Source organism: Rhodococcus sp. BP-241 (genome assembly GCF_019836145.1).
Classification (GTDB): domain Bacteria; phylum Actinomycetota; class Actinomycetes; order Mycobacteriales; family Mycobacteriaceae; genus Rhodococcoides.
The window spans coordinates 22072-40373 of the sequence record NZ_JABUEI010000006.1 but is presented as its reverse complement, the minus strand read 5'-3'; the positions used below and the strand labels follow the sequence as shown (position 1 = coordinate 40373).

The window sequence follows — 18302 nt, the reverse complement described above, 5'->3', positions numbered from 1 at the left end:
TAACTATCACTCGACAGATACACCCCTCCCGTCGATGGAGAACACCCATGAGCCAGGCCGTGCTCCCACCCCCGTCGGACCGTCACGCGGACGGCGACTCCGACGATCTCCTCGAGTTCGGGTACGAACAACAGCTGCATCGCAAGCTGGGGAAGTTCGCGTCCTTCGCGGCGGGCTTCTCGTTCGTCTCGATCCTGACGACGATCTTCCAGCTGTTCGGCCTGGGCTTCAGCTTCGCCGGCCCGGCGTTCTTCTGGGCGTGGCCGGTGGTGTTCGTCGGCCAGTTCATGGTGGCGCTGTGCTTCGCCGAACTGGCCGCGCGCTACCCCATCTCCGGGGCCATCTACCAGTGGTCACGCCGCGTCGGCGGTGAGATCACCGGCTGGTTCGCCGGGTGGTTCATGATCATCGCGCAGATCGTGACGGCCTCCGCCGCCGCCATCGCACTGCAGGTGGTGCTGCCGAACGTCTGGAGCGGCTTCCAGATCGTCGGCACCGACACCGCACTGACCTCGTCGGACGGCGCCACCAACGCCGTCGTGCTGGGCACCGCGCTGCTGGTGATCACCACGACCATCAACTCCATCGGTGTCAACGCCATGGCGCGCATCAACTCGATCGGCGTGACGTGCGAGATCGTCGGTGTCATCGCGGTGATCGGCGTGTTCTTCACTCATGCTCAGCGCGGACCGGACGTCGTGTTCGACACCGGCGGCGTGCCCGTCGATTCCGGCTACATCGGGGCGTGGATCGTCTCGGGACTCATGGCCGCCTACGTCATGGTGGGATTCGGCTCCGCCGGCGAACTGGCCGAGGAGACGAAGAATCCCCGTCGGGTCGCACCGCGCACCATCCGTCTCGCGCTGTCCGTCTCCGCGCTGGGCGGCGGGCTCATGATCATCGGTGCGCTCATGGCGGCACCCAGCCTCACCGACGGTGAACTCGCGACGCAGGGTCTGCCGTACGTGCTGAACTCCGTGCTCTCGTCCCCGTGGGGCACCGTGCTCCTGATCGACGTGGCCATCGCGATCCTCATCTGCACGTTGGCCATTCAGACCGCGGCGTCCCGGCTCATGTTCTCGATGGCCCGCGACGGCCGGCTCCCCGCGTCCCGTGTTCTCGGATCGGTCAACAAGACCACGGGCACGCCCATCGCCCCGGCCGTCGTCATCGGACTGGGCTGCGTCCTGGTGCTCGTGGTCAACGTCGGCAACTCGGCGATCTTCTCCACCCTCGCCAGCGTGTGCATCGTGCTCATCTACCTCGCGTACATGATGGTCACCGTGCCGCTGCTCCTCCAGCGGCTGAAGGGTTGGCCGCACAACACCACCGGCGCCCCGAAGGTCGACTCCGAGGGCAAGCCGCTGTTCACGCTCGGCCGACTCGGACTGCCCGTCAACCTTCTCGCCGTCGTCTACGGCGCTGCCATGGTGGTCAACCTGTCCTGGCCGCGCCCCGAGATCTACGACCCCTCCGGCGATTTCCCGCTGCTGCGCTGGGCCGCGCCCCTCACCGTGCTGGCCGTCGTCGCCGTCGGTGCGCTGTGCTTCCCGCGCGGCAAGGCCCACCCCAACCCCGTCACCACAGGAGTGTCCGCATGACCGCCACCACCACAGCCGCCCGCGAGCACGCCCGGTCGCAGGCTCGGGAGATCACCGACTCGATGCCGGTGGTCCCACCCTCCCTGTGGCCGCACGAGGTTCCCGGAACCGATGCCGCGTCGCTCGTCTGGGCCGAGACCGTTCCCGGCGGGCGGTACACGACGAAGGTGCTCCAGCGTGGAACCCGAGTCCGGTTGCGCGACATCGACGGAGCGGCCTGCGCGCACGTCCTGCTGCACCGTGCCGACGCACCGTGGGAACGCCTCAACACCGCGGACACCGTCAAGGTGCCGTGGCAGGCGTACATGGGGGTGGGTCATCCGCTGCTGTCCGACCAGGGGCGGGTGCTCGCCACCGTGCTGGCCGACTCGTCCGGACACCACGACGCACTGTGCGGTACGTCGACGCTGCTCACCAACACCGCGAAGTACGGTGACGGCAGCGCGTACTCGGCGTCGCCCGCGGGCCGCGAGTTGCTGATCCTGGCCGCCCTGAAGAACGGCCTCGGTCCCCGCGACGTGCCGCCGACACTCAGCTTCTTCCACGGCGTCACCGTCGATCCCGACGGGGCCCTCCGCAGCAAGGGTTCCGCGGGTGCCGGCCGCGAGGTCGACCTGATCCTGCACCTGCCGGTGATCGTGAGCATCGCCAACACGGCGCACCCGATCGATCCGTCGCCCACCTTCGACACCACGTCGCTCCAGGTGCTGGCCTGGCCGTCGCCGCAGGATCTCGACGCGCTGCCGAACACCGATCCCGAATACCTCCGTGCCGTCGCCAACACGGAGGACACGTACGCAGCAGGAGGCTCGAAATGACCGCAGCAGTACAGGAACTGGCCCTCGTCTCCGGCGAGGTGGTGCTCGACGAGGTCGCGCCTGCCCGCGGCCCGTGGTCCGCCGTCGTGCGCGCCGGCGACGTCCTCACCATCCTCGACCTGGAGGGCAACCAGGCCGTCGACACCCTGGTCTACGGCGCCGACGACCACACCGTCCGCTACAGCGCACCGGCCACCATGGTGGGCCAGGGCAACGTCTACCTGACCACGGGAACGGTGCTGCGCGACAGCGAGTCCCGGCCGATGATGACCATCGTCGCCGACGAGGTGGGCAATCACGACACGATCGGCGGTGCGTGCTCGCAGGAATCGAACACGCTGCGCTACGGCCACCACACCAAGCACCAGCACGCGTGTGTCGAGAACTTCGTGCTCGAGGGGTCACGGTGGGGTCTGGGCAAGCGCGACATCGTCTCCAACATCAACTTCTTCATGAACGTCCCGGTCGACGCGGACGGCAGCCTGGGCATCGTCGACGGACTGTCCGCGCCGGGCAAGCGGATCGCGCTGCGCGCGGAGATCGACTCGCTGGTCCTGATCTCGAACTGCCCGCAGATCAACAACCCGTGCAACGGTTTCGACCCGACACCGGTTCGTCTGATCGTGACGCGGCCCGCATGAGCATCCGCGTCGAGCGCCCCGGCATGCTCACCACCATTCAGGACTGGCCCGGCCGGGTGGGGTACTGGAAGGTGGGAGTACCCCCGTCGGGGCCGATGGACGACCTGTCGCTGCGGTTGGCCAACGTCGCCGTCGGCAACCCGGAGGGAGCGCCGGCGCTCGAGACCACGATGAGCGGTCCCGCACTGCGTTTCGACGACGAGACCGTCGTGTGCGTCACCGGTGCGGACGCACCCGTCACGGTGAACGGCGAGCCCGCCGAGCGCTGGACTCCGATCACGGTGCCCGCGGGCGGGGTGCTCGACGTGGGTGCGGTGTCCGGGGCCGGTCTGCGGATGTACGTCGCGATCCGCGGCAGCGTCCTGGCCGAGGAGTACCTCGGCAGTGCGTCGACCTTCACGCTCGGGACGTTCGGCGGGCTCGACGGCCGTGTGCTGCAGGCGGGCGACGACCTCGCCCCGGCGGATCGCGCGACCGGCACGCCCGCACCCGTGCCGATGGAACACGTTCCGGCGCTGACGCACTCGTGGCAGCTCGCCGTCACGGAGGGCCCGCACGGAGCACCCGAGTTCTTCACCCGCTCCGACATGGACACCATTCTCGGCACCGACTACGAGGTGCACTTCAACTCCGATCGCACCGGCGTGCGGCTGGTCGGACCCCGCCCGGACTGGGCGCGCACCGACGGGGGAGAGGCGGGTCTGCACCCGTCGAACATCCACGACAACGCGTATTCGGTCGGGGCGCTGGACTTCACGGGCGACACCCCCATCCTGCTCGGTCCCGACGGCCCGAGCCTGGGCGGTTTCGTGTGCCCGGTGACGGTGGTCGCGGCCGATCGCTGGAAGCTCGGTCAGCTGCGCCCCGGCGACACGGTGCGCTTCGTCGCGCTCGAGGCCGCTGCGGCCGCCTCGAAGAACACGCTGGGCGTCGGCCGGCGCGCCGGCCTGCCCGTGGTGTTCTCGCGCGGCGGCGACGGGGACGACGGTGTCATCGCGCGCCGCGACGGTGCCACGCCGGTCACCTATCGACGCTCCGGTGACGACAACATCCTGGTCGAGTACGGCGAGATGTCCCTCGACCTCGCGCTGCGGGCCCGTGCGCACGCCCTGCACGAGGCCGTCGAGGCCATCGCTCCCGCCGGGTTGGTCGATCTGACGCCCGGTATCCGGTCGTTGCAGGTGAAGGTCGACCCCGATGTGCTGCCGACCTCGAAACTCCTGGATCTGCTGCTCGAGGCCGAGGACGCGCTGCCGGACACCTCCGAGCTCACGGTGCCCAGTCGGCAGGTGCGGCTGCCGCTCTCGTGGGACGACCCGTCCACGCGCGAGGCGATCCAGCGCTACATGCACGGCGTACGCTCCGACGCGCCGTGGTGCCCGTGGAACATCGAGTTCATCCGCCGGATGAACGGGCTCGAGTCCGTCGACGACGTGTACGACACGGTCTTCGACGCCGAGTACATGGTGCTGGGCCTGGGCGACGTGTATCTCGGTGCACCGGTGGCGACTCCGCTGGATCCACGGCACCGCCTCGTCACGACGAAGTACAACCCGGCCCGCACGTGGACACCGGAGAACGCTGTGGGGATCGGCGGCGCCTACCTGTGCATCTACGGCATGGAGGGACCCGGCGGCTACCAGTTCGTCGGCCGCACGACCCAGGTCTGGAACCACCGACACCCGTCCGCAGTCAAGGGTTTCGAAGAGGGCACGCCCTGGCTGCTGCGCTTCTTCGACCGCATCTCCTGGTACCCCGTCAGCACCGAGGAACTCGCCGACATGCGCGCCGATCTCGCGGCCGGGCGCGGAGCGGGTGTCGAGATCACCGACGGCACCTTCTCTCTGGCCGACCACGACGAGTTCCTGGCCGAGAACGACAGCTCCATCGCCGAGTTCCGCAAGAAGCAGGCCGAGGCGTTCGGCATCGAGCGCGATGCCTGGTCCGCGGCCGGCGAGTTCGCCCTCACCACAGCACAGGGAGCATGATGACGACCGCCGCCGATCGAGTGTTGCTCGCGTACAAGCGCATCGCCGAGGTCGATCGCCCCGAGGTGTGGATCACGCTGCGCGACGAGGCGGAGGTCCTCGCGGAGGCCGCCGGACTGGACGAGAGCCTGCCGCTGTACGGGACCGTGCTCGCGGTCAAGGACAACATCGACGTCGCGGGTCTCTCGACGACGGCGGCGTGCCCCGAGTTCGCCCGTACCCCGGACGCCGATGCGACCGTGGTCGCGCGACTCCGCGCCGCCGGCGCTCTGGTGGTGGGCAAGACCAATCTCGACCAGTTCGCCACCGGACTCGTGGGAACGCGCAGCCCGTACGGCGCGGTGCGGCACGCGCACGACCCCGAGAAGATCTCGGGCGGCTCGAGTTCCGGCTCCGCGACCGCGGTCGCGCTGGGCATCGTGGACATCGCCCTCGGAACGGACACGGCAGGGTCGGGCCGAGTTCCTGCGGCCTTCGCGTCCCTGGTGGGCATCAAGCCGACGCTGGGACTGGTGCCGAACACCGGCGTCGTCCCGGCATGCGTGGACTACGACGCCGTGACGGTCTTCGCCGCCGACATCACCACGGCCACAGCAGCCATGGCGATCATGATCGGTGCGGACTCGGCGGATCCGCGGAGTCGTGCGTGGCCCGCGACGGTGCCGTTGTCGGCCCCGCCGCGCCCCCGTGTCGCCGTTCCACGCACCGAGGATCTCCGCGCGCTGTGCCCCGAGTACGCGGAGGCGTTCGAGCGCACGGTGTCGGGACTGGACGCTGTGGGGATCGACCACGAGATCGTCGACATCTCCGTCCTGCTGGACGCGGCCGTGCTGTTGTACGACGGGGCGATCGTGGCGCAGCGCTACGCGGCGGTCGGCGAGTTTCTGTCGACATCGCCCGAGCACGCCGACCCGACCGTCTCCCGCATCGTGCTGGGCGCGAAGGATCCGGCAGCGCACGCGTACGTCGACGACCTCTCGACGCTGCTGGCGGCGAAGGCGCACGCGGCGTCGATTCTCGACGGGCTCGACGGCCTGGTGCTGCCGACGACCACCGAGCACCCCACCATCGCTGCGGTACAGGCGGATCCGCTCGGCATCAACCGCAGGCTCGGCACGTTCACCAACTTCTGCAACCTCCTCGACATGGCGGCCGTCGCGGTGCCGGGTGCGCGCACGACGGCGGGGGATCCCTTCGGCGTCATGGTCGTGGGCCCCGCGTTCACCGATCAGGTACTGCTCGACATCGGCGCCGCGGTGGCGGATCAGGACACGGCGGTACTCGTGGAGGACGGCGTGGACGTGCTCGTCGTCGGCGCGCACCTGCGAGGGTTCCCGCTGAACGGTCAGCTGGTCGAGCGTGGTGCGCGGTTCGTCGGTGAGGTGAGCACCTCCGCCGACTACCGCCTGGTCGATCTGGGCACCACGCCGCCCAAGCCCGGACTGGTGCGCGGCGGCAGCGCCTCCATCGCGGGCGAGCTGTATCGGATGGCCCCGGCGCACCTCGGCACGTTCCTGGCCGGGCTGCCCGCACCGATGGGCCTGGGATCGGTGACGCTGTCCGACGGTCGGGAGGTGGTCGGTTTCATGTGCGCCGCCGATGCGGCGGAGGCGGGCACCGACATCACCGAGTTCGGCGGCTGGCGGGCCTACACCGCGAATAGTGGAGTCCGAACCCCGGATTCCGGGGTCTGAGTTCCACGATCAGCTCGAGCGTGGCCGGTTCTCGTCGATGAGCCGTTGGAGTTCGCGAGGGTTCCTGGTCTGCAGGAGGACGCGGCCCGGACCGGTGAAGTCGAACACCAGCCCCTCGCCGGACTTCAGCGTCTGCATCGTCTTCCCCTGTACCGCTCGACGCACGTCGAACGTCATCGCGAGGTGGTACGCCACCACGTGACCGGTGTCGATGGTGACGCGTTCCCCGGGACCGAGGTCCATGACGTCGATGGCGCCGTACACACCCAGCAGCACGTGCCCGCGTCCCGACGCCTTGTAGCCGAAGGCGCCCTGGCCGCCGAACATCTGCTTCATTCCGCCGAACTGCGGGTCGACGGTGACGTCGGGGGAGTTGCCGAGCCAGGAACCGTGGCCCACGAACCACTCCTGCCCGTCGGCGACGTCGACGGTGATGACGTCGCCGGGGAGCTTGCCGGCCAGGTCGACCCAGCCGCCCTGGTCCGGTGCCGTGTACGTGGTGACGTAGAAGGATCCGGCGCTCAGCGCGCTGCGTCTGAGTCCGCCGAGGAATCCGCCCGGGGTGCTGCTCCGGATGTCCACACCGGCCGAGCACGCGAGCATCGCCCCGCCCTCGGTGTTCAGCGATTCCCGTGGCGCCAGGCGGCATCGGGCGACGGTGTTGGAGGGGTTGTGCCGGAGTTCGACGTCCATGCGCAGACGATAGAGCAGCGACGACCGCCGCGCGCGGCACGTGAGAGTGCCCGAGAAATTACTTTCGGGTAGCTCTGGTGTCGACGCCCGGTTACAGACATAATCCGATGCGTGAACAATGTAGGTGTTACCTCGAGTAACCTGATCGCACAGGCGCCGGCCGGTGGCGGCGCCGCGCTCGATCAGGTCTTCGGCATGACCGCGGCAGCCGGTGTCATCTCGCTGTTCCTGCTGTATCTGGCCGTGATGCACCGGACGAGGCGCATCACGTGGCTGCAGCGCCTCGCGGACTACGCGGGCGAGAAGCTGCACCGCCCCGGGTGGGTGGCGCTGCCGCTCGTCATGTTCATCTCGACGATCCTCACCGCGTTCTTCGGCTTCATCTGGGACGTCAGCCTGCACATCGGACGTGGTCGCGACGAGGGCCCGTTGGCCAACCCGGCGCACTACTTCATCCTGGTGGGCCTGTTCTTCCTGTTCATCGCCGGTGCGCTGGCGATCATCCTGCCGCGCGACGAGAAGCCCGGTCCGGCAGCCATCAAGATCACCCGGACCTGGTACGCCCCCACCGGCGGGCTGCTCATCGCCGGCTCGGGCCTGTACGCGCTCATCGGCTTCCCGCTCGACGACATCTGGCACCGCATGTTCGGCCAGGACGTGACGCTGTGGGGACCGACGCACCTCATGCTCATCGGCGGCGCCGGGCTCTCGCTCGTCGGCGTGCTGCTGCTCGAGCACGAGGGTCGCATCGCGATGGCCTCCACCGCCGTGACCACCGCCGCCACCGCCGGTGAGCCCGACGGCGAGACGAAGGCGGACCCGGCGCAGGCCGTCGACTCCCGCAAGCGCTCGATCATCACCTGGTTCATGCGCAGCTCCGCCTTCGGTGGTCTCGTCATCGGCCTGTCCGTCTTCCAGATCGAGTACGACTTCGGCGTCGAACAGTTCCGCCTCGTCTTCCAGCCGCTGCTCATGACGGCTGCCGGCGCCTTCGCGCTCATCGCCGCCCGCCTCATGGTGGGCCGCGGATCCGCTCTGTTCGCCGTCGCGTTCGCCGCGGTGATCCGCGAGGTCACCGCGCTGATCGTCGGTCCCGTCCTCGGTGAGCCGCACAGCGTGTTCACGCTCTACCTGGGCATGGCCGTGGTCGTCGAGATCATGGGTCTGACCACTCTGGTCCACCGCCGCCTCCTGTTCGGTGCCGTCACCGGTGTCGCCGTGGGCACCGTCGGCCTGTACCTGGAGTCCATGTGGGTCGACGCCGTCTTCCTCTACCCGTGGCCGAACAGCATGTGGGTCGAGGCGCTCGCCACCTGCATCCCCGCCGGCCTCGTCGTCGGTCTCACCGCGGGTCTCTTCGCACAGGCTCTCAGCGGTGACGGACTCCCGCGTCCCGCCGTCCGGCGTTCCGTCGTCGTCGCGATGGTGCTGGTGCTCGGCGGCAGCGTCGCGAACGGCCTGATGATCGACGTTCCGCAGGGCGCGAGCGCGACCGTGAGTCTCACCGACGCTCCCCGCGAGGACGGCTTCCGCATGGTCACCGCTACGGTGAGCATCGACCCGAGCGACCTGGTGTCCGACGATCCCGAGTGGGTCTCCATCCTCGCCTGGCAGGGCGCAGGCGATTCGCTGCACGGACTCGTCGTCGACAACCTCGAGCGCACCGGCCCGGGTGAGTACCGCTCCACGCGTGCCATGCCGGTCGACGGGACGTGGAAGACGTTCCTGCGCATCCAGGACGGCCGCACCATGGCCGGTGCGCCCATCTTCATGGCGGCGGACGAGGGCATCGGCGCCGAGGAGGTCCCCGCGACCACCGAGTTCACCCGCGAATTCCAGTACGAGACCAAGCTGCTGCAGCGCGAGCGCTCGTTCGACCACCCGGCGTGGCTGTTCACGGCGGCGTGCCTCGTGGTACTGGCCTGCTCGCTGGCCCTCATCTGGTCGCTGTCCTGGGGCGCCGCGCGCATCAGCCTGGCCACCCCCGGCAACACCGCGACGAAGGGCAGCAAGGAGCGCAGTCGCGTATGACGCCCGACCCGAACGTGATCTACCTCGCGGATCACTCTGTCGTGCTGGCACTTCCAGCCGTCATCCCCGCAGTGCTCATCGCTCTCGTGGTGATCGTCATCGTCGTGCGCGACCGGCGGGCCGAGCGGGCGGAGAACGCCGAGAACGACCTGAAGGACGCGAACGAGAGGGAGGGCACGGAGTGAGCGGGAAGGCCGGAGGCCGGTCGGCAATCGGTATGCGCGCTGGGGTTGTTCTGGCTGCGGCGGGCTTGCTGTTGGCGGGTTGCTCGCAGGCGGAGCCGGAGACCGAGGCGACGCCCGAGCAGGTCTCCTCGACACCGGCCACGTCCGTAGCGGCGTCCGACGTCCCACGCATCACGCCCACCACCACGCTCGACGTCTCCATCGCGGGCGGTGAGGTCACCCCGGTCGATCAGCGTCTCGAGGGCAGGGTCGGCGAGGAGATCCTCGTGACCGTGTCCAGCGACGCGGAGGACGAGATCCACGTGCATTCCGTTCCGGAGCACAGCTTCCCGGTGGCGGTAGGTGACGATCAGCAGTTCCGCTTCACGGTCGACGTGCCGGGCTCGGTCGACATCGAGTTGCACGAGGCCGACGTCACCGTGGCGACGGTGCTCGTCCGGTCGTGAGCAGCGAGCTCCTCGCACACGGTCTCGGCGGGTCGACCGACCTGCCGATCCCGGTGACGTACGCCCTCATCGGCGGTGCCTGGACGCTGGCAGCATCCTTCGCGGTCCTGTTGCTGGCGTGGAAGACTCCGCGTCTGACGCCCGATCGACACCTGGTCCGGACGCCGCTGGCGCGACTCGTGGACGCTGCCGCGTTCCGGGGCGTCGTCGGCGCCGCGTCGGTGGCGCTGGCCGTGTGGGTCGGTGCGGCGTCGGTGCTGGGTCCGCAGGATGCATCCAACGCTCTGCTCGGCGTGTTCTACGTGCTGGTGTGGGTCGGACTGGTCCCGGCATCGCTGGTCTTCGGGCCGGTCTGGCGCATCGTGTCCCCGGTCCGTGCGCTGTATCGCGTTCTGCCGCAACGCCGGCCGCGGACCCTGCCCGACGGCATCGGGGTGGTCCCGGCGGTGCTGGGCCTGCTCGCCTTCGTGTGGCTCGAACTGGCGTCGAGTGATCCCGGTTCGGTCGCCGCCGTGCGTACCTGGTGTCTGCTGTACGTGGTGGTCCTGCTCGGCGGCGCCCTGATCTTCGGCGAGGAATGGTTCGCGCGCGCGGATCCGTTCGAGGTGTTCAGCGACACTGTGGCGCGGTTGTCGATCCTGGCGCGCGACAGGGAGTCTCGCGCCCTCGTGGTGCGCAACCCGCTCGACGGCGCGGCCACCCTCCCCGTACGACGCGGAACCGTCGCCGTGACGGCCACGTTGCTCGGCTCCACCGCGTTCGACTCGCTGGCGCAGACGCCGAGTTGGAAGTCGTTCGCGCGTGACCTCGGTGACCCGGTGCTGATCCGCACGGCCGGCTTGTTGGCGTGTGTCGCACTGGTGGGCACCGTGTTCTGGCTCGCGGCGCGCACCACCGGCGGTGTGACGAGGGAGCGTCGCGCGCAGTTGCCGGGTCTGTTGGCGCACTCGCTGATCCCGATCGTCGTCGGGTACTTCTTCGCCCATTATCTCACCTATCTCGCGGAGAAAGGTCAGCAGAGCGTCTTCACGTTGTTCGATCCGTTCGATCGAGGATGGAATCCGCTCGGCATCGCGGACGCGCCGGTGAACTACGCGTTGTCCTCGCACCCGTCGGTGGTCGCGTCGATCACGGTGCTGTGCGTGGTGATCGGACACATCGTCGGAGTGACACTGGCGCACGACGCGGCTCTGCGGCTCCTACCGAAGAAGGATGCGCTGCTCGGCGAACTGGCACTGATGCTGGTGATGGTGCTGTACACCTTCCTCGGTCTCTTCTTGTTGTTCGGCGCATGAATGGTCGTTGACCTTTCCGTGACCGTAGGTTACCGTCCGGTAGGTTAGTGGCGCTCATCACAGGGGAGGGTGCCGATCAGAGCATGGGGGCTCGTGTGCGGCGTCGTTCCACGGTCATCTCGGGCGTTCTCGTCGCCCTCCTCGTCGCATCCGGTACCGCGGTGCCGGCCGCGGCGGATCCCACCGGCGGCGCGGACGCCGTCGCCTGGACCGCCGCGGCCGATGCGCCGCCGCAGTACCCGCAGGTGGCCATCGACTGGGACGTCCCCATCACGATGAGTGATGGAACAGTGTTGCAGGCCAACATCTACCGGCCCGCCGATGCGTCCGGTCGCCCGGTGGAGACCGACCTCCCGACCGTCCTGAACATCACGCCGTACACCAAGCTCGTGGGCAACCTGATCGACTCGATCCAGCAGATCCCCGGAGTGAGCGAGCCGGTGCTCGACTTCCTGGCGAGCCTGAACTTCGCCGGTACGCCGTTCGACGGCATCACCGATCTCACGCAGGCGGTCGACGGCGGGGGCCTGCGCATCTTCGCCGTCAACCGGAACCTCGTCCAGAACGGCTACGCCCAGGTGGTCGTCGACGCCCGCGGCACCGGGTTCTCGCAGGGCACGTGGGACGTGTTGGGTCCACGCGAGCAACAGGATTCGGCGGAGATCATCGACTGGACGTCCCGGCAGTCCTGGTCGGACGGTCAGGTCGGCATGTCGGGCATCTCCTACTCGGCCATCAACTCCGTGCAGGCCGCGGCGCTGCGTCCGCCGGCGCTCAAGGCCATCTTCCCGGTCGAGCCCGGCAACGACCTGCTGCGCGACATCGTGGGTACCGGCGGCGCGTTGGGTGTCGGGTTCATGCCGCTGTGGCTCACGTTGGTCAACGTGCTGAAGTTCGTCCCGAACGTGCAGTCGATCCTGCAGGGGCAGTTCGACACTCGGTGGCTCGCCGATCGATTGGCCGATCCGGCGATCCTGATCCCCGAACTCGCCAACGCCTTCACGGCGCCGACCATTGCCGACATCCGGCCCGAGACACTCGGTGTCGCGCAGGACGGCGAGTTCTACGCCGACCGTTCGGCGGATCTGTCGCAGATCGAGGTACCCACCATGGTCTACGGCGGCTGGCACGACATCTTCACCAACAGCGAGCCGCGCATCTACAACGACATCCCGGTCGCGCCCGGACGCAAGCAGCTGATCATGGGCGACGGGTACCACGTCAATCCGGGCGCGGGCTTCGGACGCCCGGGCAACCCGCCGCGACTCGATGCACTCGAACGCGCGTGGTTCGACCATTGGCTGAAGGGCGTCGACAACGGTGTCGAGAAGTACGGCCCCGTGACGCTGTTCCAGCAGGGCGGCGGGTGGACCACCACCGATCAGTTCCCCCGAGCCGGAGCGCAGTCGCAGCGCACCTACCTCTCCGCCGCCCCCAGCGGCACCGCCGGGCACAGCCTCCACGACGGCTCGCTGTCCTCGGCGCCGACGTCCGACACCGCGCGCCTCACCGTCGCGCCGGGCCTTCGCGGGGTCTGTTCCCGCGACGCCGCGGTCGGTACCGCGGGTGCGGCGGCGATCCTGGGGTCCGTGTGCACGAAGGACTCCCGGTTCAACGAGGCCGAGGCCCTGACGTTCACCAGCGCGCCGGCCGAGAAGCCCATCCAGATCTCGGGTGCCACCAACCTGCATCTCAACACGGTGCTCGATCGGCCCGACGGCTTCTGGGCCGCGACGATGAACGACGTCGCGCCGGACGGCACGTCCACCCCGATCAGCCACGGCGCTCTCACCGCATCGCTGCGCCAGATCGACGAGGCGAAGAGCACCCGCTCGGCCAACGGCGACTACGTCGACGCGAAGCCGGCGCTCACGCTCGCGAGCCGGCAGCCGCTCGTGCCCGGCGTCCCGACCACGGTGGACATCAACCTGCTCCCCACGGATGCCGTGATCGCGTCGGGCCACCGGATCCGCATCGACGTCTACGCCGCCAGCGTGCCGCGCTACCTGCCCCTGGGGCCGATGCTCGTCGACTCCGCGCTGGCACCCCAGCACGTGCAACTCGACCCCGCGAACCCCAGCTTCGTGAACATTCCGTATGTGAACTGAGCGGATACCGTGACCATGTCGCGTCCTCGCAGGCGGTTCGGTGGCCGGTCTCGGTGGAACACTTCGTGACATGTGGTGGTTCGTCATCGGCTTCGTGGCCGTCTGGATGGTGGTGTCGGTCGTTCTCGGCGTCCGAGTCGGCCATGCCATTCATGTGGCCGACGTCGAGGAGGATGTCGAGCACGCGCACGACGTCGACGGTGACGCGCCACTCGCTCCCACGAGGTGATGGGGACCGAGATCGGATTGTGATAAATTCCGACAATCCTCGCCGACATGTGTGACGGAAGTCGGGTGTGAGACTCCCTGGATTCGGTCGCTCCCACTCGGCACCCATGGTCGTTCCGGCTCCCGGTGCCGTGCTCACCTTCACCGGCCCGGTCTCTCTCCTGATCGAGCTCGCGGACTCCAGACCGCGGTTCGTCGACATCGGGTACGTCGATGTCGCAGGCCAGAAGGCTCGGCGGAGCGTTCTGGTCGACACGTTGTGGCCCGAGGAGGACCGGTTTCGCATCGAGTTCTCCGACAGGTCGGTTCCGGACATGGTCGTGGGTGCGGACGAGGACGTCACGTTTCACGTCGTGGACATCGATCGGCCGGACCTCGCGCAGTTCGGCGAGGACGGGTACGTGGTGCGGATGGAGCCGCGCGGAATAGAGTGACCCTCGAACAGTCGTTCAGCGAGGGAACCCGGTGCGATTCCGGGACTGGCGCGCAACGGTGACGAGCTTCGGCTCGAAGTCCGATCGCTTGCTGTCCGGCACCACCCTCGAAGCTCCGCGCACGGGCTCCCAGCAGGACGGCACAACCGAACATGACCCCACGCCTCGCGATCGCCGCTGTCGTCACGACAGTCGGCCTCCTCGCCACAGGATGCTCCACCGGCCCGACCACGACGGCTGCGGCCGAGGCCGGAAGCACCTATCCCGTCACCCTCGAGAACTGCGGCCGCACCGTCACCATCGACGCGCCGCCGCAGCGCGCCGTCTCCCTCAACCAGGGATCCACCGAGATCCTGCTGTCCCTCGGGCTGGAAGATCGGATGGTCGGTACCGCCACCTGGACCGACCCGGTACGGGCCGACCTCGCGGACGCCGACGCGCAGGTTCCTCGGCTGGCGGACAACAAGCCCTCGCTCGAGGTGGTGCTGGACACCGAGCCCGATCTGGTCACCGCGTCGTTCGGCGGAACGCTGGGAGAGGGTGGAGTCGCGGACCGCGACCGGTTCGATGCCCTCGGCGTCCCGACCTACCTGTCGCCGACCGACTGCATCGGCAAGTCGGCCACCAGCGTCAACGCTGACGGTGCCCGGGACGAGCCACTGAGCATCGAGACGGTGTTCGAGGAGGTGCGCGATCTCGCGGCGATCTTCGATGTCCGCGACCGAGGGGATGCTCTCGTCGACGAGCTGCGAACGCGCTACGACGCGGCATCCACGCCGGTGTCGGAGGCGTCGCTCGCGTACTGGTTCGCCGACACCACTGCCCCCTACATGGCCGGGTGCTGCGGAGCGTCCGGTGTCATCTCGAACGCGGTGGGCGTGCGCAACGTCTTCGCGGACACGAAGGACGAATGGCCGCAGGTGAGTTGGGAGAGTGTCGCCGACCGCAACCCCTCCGCACTCGTGCTGGCCGACCTCAGCCGGCGCAGCATCGACGGTGACGCGCTGGCGAGCAAGATCGCATTCCTCGAGAGCAACCCGGTGACGAGTCGCATGCAGGCGGTGATCGACAAGCGCTACATCGTCGTGAACGGTGCCGACCTCAATCCGTCGATCCGGACCATCGACGGTATCGAGAAAGTGGCTGCGGCACTGCAGGAGTGGTCGAACGGGTGAGGGTGCGACCGGCATTGGCGGTCGTGGCCACGCTGCTGGCGGTCGTCGCGTCGGTGGCGGTGTCCATCGCGCTGGGCCCGGCGAACGTGACGGTGCCCGACGTGGTCGCCGTCGTCGTCGCGCATCTCGGTGGCCCGCCGGCGGACGTCAGCCGCATCCAGGACGGCATCGTCTGGGAACTACGGCTTCCCCGTGCACTTCTCGCGGCGATCTGCGGGTGCGGCCTGGCGCTGTGTGGCGCGATCATGCAGTCGCTGCTGCGTAACCGCTTGGCGGATCCGTTCGTTCTCGGCATCTCGTCCGGTGCCTCGACGGGCGCGGTGTCGGTGGCGGTGCTCGGTGTGGGTGCGGGCGCACTGTCGCTGTCGACCGGCGCCTTCGTCGGTGCTCTCGTGTCCTTCGTGCTGGTGATGATGCTGGCCACCGGCGCCGGCGGTGGAACTGGGCCGGTGATCTTGGCGGGAGTGGCCGGTACGCAGTTGTTCTCGGCCCTCACCTCGTTCATCGTGCTGTCCTCCGCCGACGCCGAGCAGACGCGCGGGGTGCTGTTCTGGCTGCTGGGCTCGCTCGCCGGTGCCGGGTGGAGCGATGTCGCGGTGTGCGCCGGCGCCGTCGGGATCGGGGCGGTGGCGTGCGTGGTGGCGGCGCCGTCGCTCGACGCGGTCACGCTGGGATCGGACACGGCCCGCGCGCTCGGTGTCTCGATGCTCCGCCTGTCCGTCGTCCTGCTCGGAGTCACTGCACTGATGACCGCGACCATCGTGGCGTCGGCGGGAGCCATCGGATTCGTCGGGCTGGTCATCCCGCACGCGGCTCGCATCCTCGTCGGCACCGCCCATCACCGCGTGCTGCCGGTGTCCATGGCGATCGGTGCCGTGTTCATGGTGTGGGCGGACACCCTGGCGCGCAGCGTCTTCGCACCGCAGGAGATTCCGGTGGGGGTCGTGACGGCGCTCGTGGGTGTGCCGGCCTTCGCGGTGATCCTTCTTCGACGAAGAACGCAGCCGGCCTGAAACACGAGACCGATCAGTGCCTTCTCGAGAGACGCAGATACCGGTCGTGTGGCGGAGGGTGCTGCGAAGGACGGGTTCCTACTGCATGATCTGGTCATGGCCGAACACGCTCGCCCGAAGGATCGTTCGATTCAGACGTTGCGCGGCGTGGCGGTTCTTCTGATGGTGGCGGGCCATGTCATCGGTTCGAGTGGCGGGCGCGGAATGAATGTCGCGGACGATTCGATCTGGCGATGGTTCTATGTCGCTCTCGAGGACATCCGGATGCCCCTGTTCACCGTGATCTCCGGTCATGTCTATGCCATGCGCCCGATCCGGTCTTTCGCCGACTATCCCTCCCTGGCGCGAGGAAAGGCGCGCCGACTCCTGATTCCCCTGGTGACAGTGGGTCTACTGCTGTTCGTTCTGCAGATCTCCGTGCCGGGCACCAACTCGAGGCCGGAACTGAACGAGTTGGCGTGGTTCTTCGTGTTCCCTTTCCACTACGGACATCTGTGGTTCCTGCAGTCGATGTTCTTGATCTTCTCGACGGTGGCGGCGCTCGATGCGTGTGGGGTGACCCGAACCCGTGCCGGATGGGCGATCGCGACTGTGTCGGCGCTGGTCGTCTTCGTCGCCGTTCGAGTTCCGTCGAGTGCCGATGTGTTCTCCGTCAACGGGTACTTCCGGTTGCTGCCCTTCTTCCTCATCGGCTACGGACTGCACCGTTACGGCGTCGAGAAGGGCAGGCGGGTCGCCGTGGGTGTCACCCTCCTCGCGTTCCTGGCTGTCTACAGCGCCAGGACGATCGGCACCGTGAACGAATGGAACCTCGCGCCGCGAGTCGACCGCGTTCTGGAACTCGCAGTGGGGGTGACCGGAGTGGTCTTGATCTATTCGGCACGTCGGCTGGTCGACTGGGCTCCCCTGGCGTGGGTGGGAGGGTTCTCGTTCGGCATCTACCTACTACACGTCTTCGGTTCGGCGGCCTCCCGAATATTCGCGCGAGCAATGGGGATCGACGCCGATGTGGCGCTGTTCGTCATCGGAATGGTGGCGGGTGTGGGGCTGCCCATCATGTTCCAACTGATCTTCGGACGGTGGAACCTGGTCTGGGTCGGAATACTCGGCGAGAAGCGCCGGCGGTCCGACCGAGCTGCGTCGGTGCACGTCTGATCAACACCCTCGCGGCGGCGGCTCCACGAGGTGATCGCGTGCCCGCGCGACGACGAACGCCTGCGCCGCCGTCTCCGTGCCGTGAGCGGAGCGCACGGCGTCCCGGTGCAGCACGTACCCGCTGTCGATGAGCAGCGACTGCACCTCGTCGACGTCGTGGCGGAGATAGTCGAGGTGCACGTCCCGCCCGAACGCAGAGCGCAGCTTGCGGGTGGGTGCGGCGGTCTGGAATGCCAGCAGCAGCCAGCCGTCCGGGACGGTGACGCGGCGGAACTCGGAGAACAGAGCGGGCAGATCGGCGGTGGGGGTGTGCACGATCGAGTACCAGGCGCACACGCCGTGAACAGAACCGTCGGCCAGGGGGAGCGCGGTCATGTCGCCCACCACCCAGGAGGCCGGCCCCGATGCTGCGGTGATCATGCCCTTCGACGCGTCGAGGCCCAGGACATCGAGGCCGGCACTCGCGAGCTCGCGTGCCGCCTGGCCGGGCCCGCACCCGGCGTCGAGCACCGTCGTGCCGCGCGAGGACCGCACCGAGCGAGCGAACGACGACAGGAATCCGCGGTCGAAGGGGCGCGAGCCGAGCTCGTCCGCGAACGCCGCGGCGTAGTCGGGCGCGATCGCGTCGTAGGGGGATGCCGGGGTCACCTGCTCACCATAGTGAGCGCCACAAACCGGCACGGGGCTGACAAACTGCTGAGATAGTGGCCGAAAGTACTGACATCCATTCACGGCTCTGGTGTCATGGACGTGGCGCCGAGGGCGTCGCCGCTCAGCCAGCCGAGGTGACGACAGTG

Annotated in this window: 17 protein-coding genes, 1 pseudogene and 1 riboswitch; of the genes and pseudogenes, 15 read left to right on the top strand and 3 right to left on the bottom strand. The window is 68.5% G+C overall.

Features of this window, described 5'->3' with window-relative positions; translation table 11 throughout:
* Nucleotides 1-47: 47 nt before the first annotated feature.
* The 5 genes from HQ308_RS13685 to atzF are packed head-to-tail and all read left to right on the top strand — an operon-like array spanning nucleotide 48 to nucleotide 6742.
* On the top strand, nucleotides 48-1601 hold the full coding sequence (locus tag HQ308_RS13685; RefSeq protein ID WP_222638827.1) for an amino acid permease: 1554 nt from the start codon (nucleotides 48-50) through the stop codon (nucleotides 1599-1601).
* Entirely contained in the window at nucleotides 1598-2419 is an 822-nt protein-coding gene (locus HQ308_RS13680; protein ID WP_222646718.1) for an urea amidolyase associated protein UAAP1, read from the top strand. Before HQ308_RS13685 ends, HQ308_RS13680 begins: the two co-directional genes overlap by 4 nt.
* A complete protein-coding gene (locus HQ308_RS13675; protein WP_222646717.1) occupies nucleotides 2416-3060 on the top strand; it encodes an urea amidolyase associated protein UAAP2 in 645 nt (214 codons plus the stop codon). The genes HQ308_RS13680 and HQ308_RS13675 overlap by 4 nt, the downstream gene beginning before the upstream one ends.
* Nucleotides 3057-5048, top strand: a complete 1992-nt coding sequence (locus HQ308_RS13670; RefSeq protein ID WP_222646716.1) for a 5-oxoprolinase/urea amidolyase family protein — start codon at nucleotides 3057-3059, stop codon at nucleotides 5046-5048. The genes HQ308_RS13675 and HQ308_RS13670 overlap by 4 nt, the downstream gene beginning before the upstream one ends.
* The gene (atzF, locus tag HQ308_RS13665; RefSeq protein ID WP_222646715.1) at nucleotides 5045-6742 is read left to right on the top strand and encodes an allophanate hydrolase; all 1698 of its coding nucleotides are present in this window, start codon (nucleotides 5045-5047) and stop codon (nucleotides 6740-6742) included. Before HQ308_RS13670 ends, atzF begins: the two co-directional genes overlap by 4 nt.
* A gap of 9 nt (nucleotides 6743-6751) precedes the next feature.
* Here the strand turns inward: atzF and HQ308_RS13660 are convergent, their stop codons facing one another.
* On the bottom strand, nucleotides 6752-7435 hold the full coding sequence (locus HQ308_RS13660) for a TIGR00266 family protein (protein WP_222646714.1): 684 nt from the start codon (nucleotides 7433-7435) through the stop codon (nucleotides 6752-6754).
* 195 nt (nucleotides 7436-7630) lie between these two features.
* On the opposite strand from HQ308_RS13660, the gene HQ308_RS13655 reads away from it, so the two are divergent.
* The 4 genes from HQ308_RS13655 to HQ308_RS13640 are packed head-to-tail and all read left to right on the top strand — an operon-like array spanning nucleotide 7631 to nucleotide 11392.
* The gene (locus HQ308_RS13655; RefSeq protein ID WP_261776117.1) at nucleotides 7631-9466 is read left to right on the top strand and encodes a hypothetical protein; all 1836 of its coding nucleotides are present in this window, start codon (nucleotides 7631-7633) and stop codon (nucleotides 9464-9466) included.
* Nucleotides 9463-9651: a hypothetical protein gene (locus tag HQ308_RS13650; protein ID WP_222638821.1), complete on the top strand. Its 189-nt coding sequence runs from the start codon at nucleotides 9463-9465 to the stop codon at nucleotides 9649-9651. Before HQ308_RS13655 ends, HQ308_RS13650 begins: the two co-directional genes overlap by 4 nt.
* Nucleotides 9652-9683: 32 nt before the next feature.
* Nucleotides 9684-10097 (top strand): hypothetical protein, encoded by a 414-nt coding sequence (locus HQ308_RS13645; RefSeq protein ID WP_222646712.1) that lies wholly within the window; start codon nucleotides 9684-9686, stop codon nucleotides 10095-10097.
* Nucleotides 10094-11392: a hypothetical protein gene (locus HQ308_RS13640; RefSeq protein WP_222646711.1), complete on the top strand. Its 1299-nt coding sequence runs from the start codon at nucleotides 10094-10096 to the stop codon at nucleotides 11390-11392. The genes HQ308_RS13645 and HQ308_RS13640 overlap by 4 nt, the downstream gene beginning before the upstream one ends.
* Nucleotides 11393-11468: 76 nt before the next feature.
* Here the strand turns inward: HQ308_RS13640 and HQ308_RS23070 are convergent.
* Nucleotides 11469-11600: pseudogene (locus tag HQ308_RS23070) on the bottom strand (hypothetical protein); the annotation flags it as partial.
* Between HQ308_RS23070 and HQ308_RS13635 the strand changes: the two are divergent.
* From HQ308_RS13635 to HQ308_RS13610, 6 genes are all read left to right on the top strand, one after another.
* A complete protein-coding gene (locus tag HQ308_RS13635; protein ID WP_374198536.1) occupies nucleotides 11554-13500 on the top strand; it encodes a CocE/NonD family hydrolase in 1947 nt (648 codons plus the stop codon). The pseudogene HQ308_RS23070 and the gene HQ308_RS13635 sit on opposite strands and share 47 nt — an antisense overlap.
* Nucleotides 13501-13570: 70 nt before the next feature.
* Entirely contained in the window at nucleotides 13571-13729 is a 159-nt protein-coding gene (locus tag HQ308_RS13630; protein ID WP_155957071.1) for a hypothetical protein, read from the top strand.
* A 106-nt stretch (nucleotides 13730-13835) separates the two neighbouring features.
* Complete coding sequence (locus HQ308_RS13625) at nucleotides 13836-14162, top strand: hypothetical protein (RefSeq protein WP_222646710.1); 327 nt, start codon at nucleotides 13836-13838, stop codon at nucleotides 14160-14162.
* A riboswitch (cobalamin riboswitch) is annotated at nucleotides 14154-14273 on the top strand. It overlaps the preceding gene by 9 nt.
* Nucleotides 14274-14314: 41 nt before the next feature.
* Complete coding sequence (locus tag HQ308_RS13620; RefSeq protein WP_222633104.1) at nucleotides 14315-15337, top strand: ABC transporter substrate-binding protein; 1023 nt, start codon at nucleotides 14315-14317, stop codon at nucleotides 15335-15337.
* The gene (locus tag HQ308_RS13615) at nucleotides 15334-16350 is read left to right on the top strand and encodes an iron ABC transporter permease (RefSeq protein WP_222646709.1); all 1017 of its coding nucleotides are present in this window, start codon (nucleotides 15334-15336) and stop codon (nucleotides 16348-16350) included. Before HQ308_RS13620 ends, HQ308_RS13615 begins: the two co-directional genes overlap by 4 nt.
* Nucleotides 16351-16446: 96 nt before the next feature.
* Nucleotides 16447-17505 carry an acyltransferase family protein gene (locus tag HQ308_RS13610; RefSeq protein WP_222646708.1) on the top strand — a complete coding sequence of 353 codons (1059 nt, stop codon included), beginning with the start codon at nucleotides 16447-16449 and terminating at the stop codon, nucleotides 17503-17505.
* Here the strand turns inward: HQ308_RS13610 and HQ308_RS13605 are convergent, their stop codons facing one another.
* A complete protein-coding gene (locus HQ308_RS13605; RefSeq protein ID WP_222646707.1) occupies nucleotides 17506-18153 on the bottom strand; it encodes a class I SAM-dependent methyltransferase in 648 nt (215 codons plus the stop codon).
* Nucleotides 18154-18302 lie beyond the last annotated feature (149 nt).

Excerpts from the sequence above, each read along its gene's own strand:
- HQ308_RS13685 (WP_222638827.1), top strand. The coding sequence starts at position 48 with ATGAGCCAGGCCGTGCTCCCACCCCCGTCGGACCGTCACGCGGACGGC.
- HQ308_RS13680 (WP_222646718.1), top strand. The coding sequence starts at position 1,598 with ATGACCGCCACCACCACAGCCGCCCGCGAGCACGCCCGGTCGCAGGCT.
- HQ308_RS13675 (WP_222646717.1), top strand. The coding sequence starts at position 2,416 with ATGACCGCAGCAGTACAGGAACTGGCCCTCGTCTCCGGCGAGGTGGTG.
- HQ308_RS13670 (WP_222646716.1), top strand. The coding sequence starts at position 3,057 with ATGAGCATCCGCGTCGAGCGCCCCGGCATGCTCACCACCATTCAGGAC.
- atzF (WP_222646715.1), top strand. The coding sequence starts at position 5,045 with ATGATGACGACCGCCGCCGATCGAGTGTTGCTCGCGTACAAGCGCATC.
- HQ308_RS13660 (WP_222646714.1), bottom strand. The coding sequence starts at position 7,435 with ATGGACGTCGAACTCCGGCACAACCCCTCCAACACCGTCGCCCGATGC.
- HQ308_RS13655 (WP_261776117.1), top strand. The coding sequence starts at position 7,631 with ATGACCGCGGCAGCCGGTGTCATCTCGCTGTTCCTGCTGTATCTGGCC.
- HQ308_RS13650 (WP_222638821.1), top strand. The coding sequence starts at position 9,463 with ATGACGCCCGACCCGAACGTGATCTACCTCGCGGATCACTCTGTCGTG.
- HQ308_RS13645 (WP_222646712.1), top strand. The coding sequence starts at position 9,684 with ATGCGCGCTGGGGTTGTTCTGGCTGCGGCGGGCTTGCTGTTGGCGGGT.
- HQ308_RS13630 (WP_155957071.1), top strand. The coding sequence starts at position 13,571 with ATGTGGTGGTTCGTCATCGGCTTCGTGGCCGTCTGGATGGTGGTGTCG.
- HQ308_RS13625 (WP_222646710.1), top strand. The coding sequence starts at position 13,836 with ATGGTCGTTCCGGCTCCCGGTGCCGTGCTCACCTTCACCGGCCCGGTC.
- HQ308_RS13620 (WP_222633104.1), top strand. The coding sequence starts at position 14,315 with ATGACCCCACGCCTCGCGATCGCCGCTGTCGTCACGACAGTCGGCCTC.
- HQ308_RS13610 (WP_222646708.1), top strand. The coding sequence starts at position 16,447 with ATGGCCGAACACGCTCGCCCGAAGGATCGTTCGATTCAGACGTTGCGC.